This is a genomic window from Kitasatospora sp. NPDC048662 (genome assembly GCF_055587065.1).
This window is the reverse complement of sequence record NZ_JBVJHA010000028.1, coordinates 1-4,182: the sequence shown is the minus strand read 5'-3', so window position 1 is coordinate 4,182 and position 4,182 is coordinate 1. Positions and strand designations below refer to the sequence as shown.

Annotated in this window: 6 protein-coding genes; all 6 read left to right on the top strand. The window is 69.3% G+C overall.

The window, feature by feature from the left end; all coding sequences use genetic code 11:
* The first annotated feature begins 216 nt into the window (after positions 1-216).
* Positions 217-777: a hypothetical protein gene (locus ACZ6R9_RS33725; protein ID WP_465542587.1), complete on the top strand. Its 561-nt coding sequence runs from the start codon at positions 217-219 to the stop codon at positions 775-777.
* 66 nt (positions 778-843) lie between these two features.
* The gene (locus ACZ6R9_RS33720; RefSeq protein WP_380488398.1) at positions 844-1,281 is read left to right on the top strand and encodes a tyrosine-type recombinase/integrase; all 438 of its coding nucleotides are present in this window, start codon (positions 844-846) and stop codon (positions 1,279-1,281) included.
* The gene (locus tag ACZ6R9_RS33715) at positions 1,278-1,592 is read left to right on the top strand and encodes a helix-turn-helix domain-containing protein (RefSeq protein WP_465542585.1); all 315 of its coding nucleotides are present in this window, start codon (positions 1,278-1,280) and stop codon (positions 1,590-1,592) included. The genes ACZ6R9_RS33720 and ACZ6R9_RS33715 overlap by 4 nt, the downstream gene beginning before the upstream one ends.
* A 109-nt stretch (positions 1,593-1,701) precedes the next feature.
* Entirely contained in the window at positions 1,702-3,237 is a 1,536-nt protein-coding gene (locus ACZ6R9_RS33710) for a tyrosine-type recombinase/integrase (RefSeq protein WP_465542583.1), read from the top strand.
* Between the two features lie 42 nt (positions 3,238-3,279).
* A complete protein-coding gene (locus ACZ6R9_RS33705) occupies positions 3,280-3,744 on the top strand; it encodes a DUF6228 family protein (RefSeq protein WP_465542581.1) in 465 nt (154 codons plus the stop codon).
* A complete protein-coding gene (locus ACZ6R9_RS33700; RefSeq protein WP_465542580.1) occupies positions 3,737-4,129 on the top strand; it encodes a hypothetical protein in 393 nt (130 codons plus the stop codon). The genes ACZ6R9_RS33705 and ACZ6R9_RS33700 overlap by 8 nt, the downstream gene beginning before the upstream one ends.
* Positions 4,130-4,182: the final 53 nt, after the last annotated feature.

Sequence of the window (4,182 nt, the reverse complement as noted above, 5' to 3'; positions counted from 1 at the left end):
TCGCAGTGGTGGAGGAGCCGGTCGGGGACGGCGGTGGCGAGGACCTCGTCACCGAGGACCCGCCCCCTTCAACTGGGGCTGGCACTTGTTCGTTGGATCGCATCTGCCCTGCGACGTGCCCGTATCTGGGTCCTGGGCGGCTCTTTGATTGTCTTGCTGACAGCGCTGTTTTGTAGGCGCTACCTTCATTCGTCAGGTGCGAGGAAGGTGTGCCGGATGGTGGAGTCGCGTCTGCGGGTGATCGAGGGCCGGGCGGTGCCCGAGATACCCGTTGCCTGGGATCCGTGGGAGTTCCAGGCCCTGTGTGTGGAGGCGTTCGTGGCCTCCTGGCGGGCCCGTGGGTTCAGCCCGGTGACGGTCGACAACGACATCGGCCTGCTGGAGCGGACGTTGAAGGCGCTGGGGCGGCCGGCATGGGATGTCACGCCCGAGGACATCGACCGCGTGGTCGGTGGCCTGGCCATAGAGGGGCGGGCTCCGTCCACCCGCCGCGGATACGTCCAGATCTTCAAGGGCTTCCACCGGTTCCTCCAGGCACGCAAGGCCGTTGAGATCGAGGCCGCGTTCGGGGTCCGGCTGGTCTGCCCCGTGGACGAGTTCAACGCCTCGCGGCATGTCGGCGACGACTCCCCAGCCCTGCTGCCGCCGCCGACCCCCGAACGGGTCGAGGAGTTCTTCGACTTCCTCAAGGCGCGGATCGCCACCGCCCGCAAGTACGCGCCCGCCGCCCGCGACTACGCGCTGTTCCGGACGCTGTATCACGCCGGCCTGCGCTAGGAGGAGGCCTCGCTCCTGGACCGCCCGGATGTCCACTTCGGCCGCGGCCCGTTCGGCAAACTGCACGTGCGCTTCGGCAAGGGCGCCCACACCTCAGGGCCCCGTCCGCGTTGGGTGCCCATGCTCGACCAGCTGGACCTGGTCCTGCGCTGGTTCCTCGACGACGTCCGCGGCAAGTTCCCCGACTCGCCCGCGCTGTTCGCCGACGAGTCGGGCGGCCACCTGCACCAGGGCACCGTCCGCAATCGGCTGCGCTATCTGATGGAGCTGGAGGGCCGTCCGGCCGCCGACCGTTTCAGCCCGCATGCCCTGCGGAGAGCTTGTGCGACCCACAACTACGAGCGCGGAGTGGACCTGGTGGCCATCCAGCAGCTACTCGGTCACTGGACAGTCAGTTCGACAATGAGATACGTCCGCCCCTCGGCCACGTTCATCGAGGACGCGTATCGACGCGCCGTGACCAGCACGCTCGGCGAGCTCACCGGAGAGGAACCCACGCCGTGAACATCAGGTGGAAGCTGCGGATGGCCGCCGCCCAGCGCGAGGTCTGGACCGGAGCCCAGTTGAGGCGGCTCCTGGCCGAGAAGGCGGGCCTGGAACTGTCCTCCGCGTCGGTGTCGGCCCTGTTCACCAAGGAACCCTCGCAGGTGAAGATGTCCACGCTTGCGGCGTTGTGCACCGCGCTGGAGTGCAGCCCCAACGACCTGATCGAGGTCGACACCACCCCCGTCGAACGCCCTGTGGCTCCTCCTCGACCGGCAGCCGATCTGCCGAGGGTCGCCTCGGCCCGGGGCCGGTCGATGCCGCCGATCTGACGGAAGGGAGTGCGGGCGAGGTATGGGCACGAGGCAGCGGGACTGTGTCGGGTGCGGGGCGCCGGTCGGGTTCATCGAGCGGCAGCACTGCTGTCGCTGCATGGCCCGGATGAAGGACGAGGCCACCCGCGCGTCCTGTCCTGCCTGCGGGAGGTCACGCGTCCTGCAGGCCGAGATCGGACGGTGCATCACCTGCTCGCGGACCTGCGCGGGCTGCGGCCGCCCGGTCCGGTCACCGATCGCCAGCCACTGCGGGATCTGCCGACGAGAAGCGGACAGGCAGGCCTCGAAGCAGGTCTGTCCTCGCTGCCGGCGGCCCGGCTTCCTGCAGACCGGCACCGGATGGTGTGGCCACTGCTCGCGCCAGCGGCAGACCAAGCAGCCACCGCGGCAGTGCGTCGGCTGCGGCGAGGTGCGGCGCCATGCCGGGCTCGGACTCTGTTCGGCCTGCTGGCAGAAGCACCCCGACCGACCCTTCATCGCCTCCGAGAATCTGGCTGCGCGGCTCGCCGAGCCGGTGCCCTGGCTGGGTGACTTCGCCGGCCATCTCGCCGAACGGCACTGCGCGAGTCGCGCCTGCAGCATGATCAGCACTCTGGGCAGGCTGCTGGAGGACGAACAGCCCAACCACCCCCAGGCCCTGCTGGACCGTGCCCGCCGCCCCGGCCGGTCGATGGGCTCCCTCGCCCGGGCGCTCGAAGGCTTCTTTACTCAGCGCGGCCTTGCCCTTCCCACCGACCAGGCGCAACGGCTTGCCGCTGGACGCCGCCGACGCCGCATCGAGGCCACCCCGCTCCCGCTGCGGCCGCAGGTGCAGGCGTTCGCCGAGTCCATGTTGCGAGCACGCGAGCGCGCCCTCAAAGCCGGCACCCTGCCTCGCACGGACAGCACCATCGAGGCGGCCCTGGCCATCGTCCGTGACCTCGCCCGCTTCCTGACCGGCACGCGCAACAAGCAGGACTGGGCCCTGACCGACGTGCACGACGTCGAGGCCTTCCTGGCGACCATGCCCAAGGCCCGGCAACGTCGGCTGACCGTGCTGCGGCAGTACTTCCGCTTCGCCCGCTCCCGCAAGGTCGTGCTCATCGACCCCACCCGGGGAGTGAAGGCCAAAGGCCCGTCAGGGTTCAGCGGCACCACCGTCGCCGTCGACCAGCAACGGCAGTTGTTCCGCCGCTGGACCACCGGCACCGACGCGCACCCGCACGAGGCACTGCTCGGAATCCTGGCTCTCCTCCACGCGGCCTCCAGCAGCGAGGTCCGGCTCCTGCGCGTGGACGACCTCGACCCCACCAACCGCACCATCCGCCTGGGCAAACGCCCCCATCCGGTGCCTATGGACCCGATCAGCTGGTCGGCACTCCAACGCTGCCTGGCGCACCGCACGGACCAGCGCACCGACAACCCCCACGTGATCGTCACCAAGATCACCAAGAGCGGTCGGGCACCGGCGTCGACCGCCTATGTCAGCCACCTCCTGGACCCCTGCGGCGTTGCGCCTCGGACTCTGCGATGCACCCGCCTTGCCGACCTCGTGAACACCCTGGACCCCAAACTCGTCGCCGCAGCCCTCGGCATGGATCCCGAGGGCGTCATGATCTACCTCGCCGATCACGTCGATGCAGGACGCCTCCCCGACGCGTAATCTCCGCGACGGGTGAGGCCTCCGTGATCTACCGTTCAACCGATGAGCTCCCACGACACCGACCTCGACATGCCGACCGCCGTGACCGTCCGCTGCCAGAACAACCGCTCCGTCAGCGTGCGGCTCTGCGACTCCTCCCGGCCCGACGAGGACCGCGTGCAGTACGCCGTCGAGGCGTCCGCGCCGGGGCTGACCATGCGCGTTGACGAGGTGGTCGCCTGGAACTGGGGCGCCGACCTGGCGCCCTTCCTGGAGGGACTGGCGGCCGACTTCCGCGGCTGGGACGGGCAGCGGGTCTGGCAGACCAACGACCGCGATCTCACCATCAGCGCGGTCTTCCGCTCCGGCGGTCACGTCGGGCTGACCTGGACTCTTCACCCATGGCGAAGTGCGGCCGGTGGTTGGGAGGCATCCGTCACGACCTGGCTCGACGCCGGCGAGCAGATGTCTGCCCTCGCGGTCGATGTCCGACGCTTCCTCACACAGCAGGACGGTGGCCGTGGCTGATCTGCGGCTCGTCCGGACTCTCAACGGACACGGGTGGGCGGACTGCAGTATCGCTGACGGTCAAGCCGATGCCGAAGTCACAGCCTCGTACATCACCAGCGCCCCCGAGGACCTCCTGACGGCGGTCGCCCGACTGGTCAGCGGTGAAGCCGAGACGCGTGTTCAGTTCGAGGCAGAGCCCACCGCTTTCCGGTGGATCTTCTACTGCGCAGGCAACGATGTGTGGATCCGCCTCCTTCAACTACCCGACGGCGCCAAGCACGACAACGCCGGCACCGAGATCTGGTCGACCCAGCAGAGCGTCGACGCCGTGGCGCGAGCGGTGATCCGCTGCTTCGACGAAGTCGCCACGAAGTACGGCGAGAGCGGATATCGCGGCAAGTAGGGCGAACACTTCCCCCGCACCGAGCTCGAAGCCCTCAGGTCGCTCTGGCGCAC

Coding starts and splice junctions, on each gene's coding strand:
- ACZ6R9_RS33725 (WP_465542587.1), top strand. CDS start 217: ATGGTGGAGTCGCGTCTGCGGGTGATCGAGGGCCGGGCGGTGCCCGAG.
- ACZ6R9_RS33710 (WP_465542583.1), top strand. CDS start 1,702: ATGAAGGACGAGGCCACCCGCGCGTCCTGTCCTGCCTGCGGGAGGTCA.
- ACZ6R9_RS33705 (WP_465542581.1), top strand. CDS start 3,280: ATGAGCTCCCACGACACCGACCTCGACATGCCGACCGCCGTGACCGTC.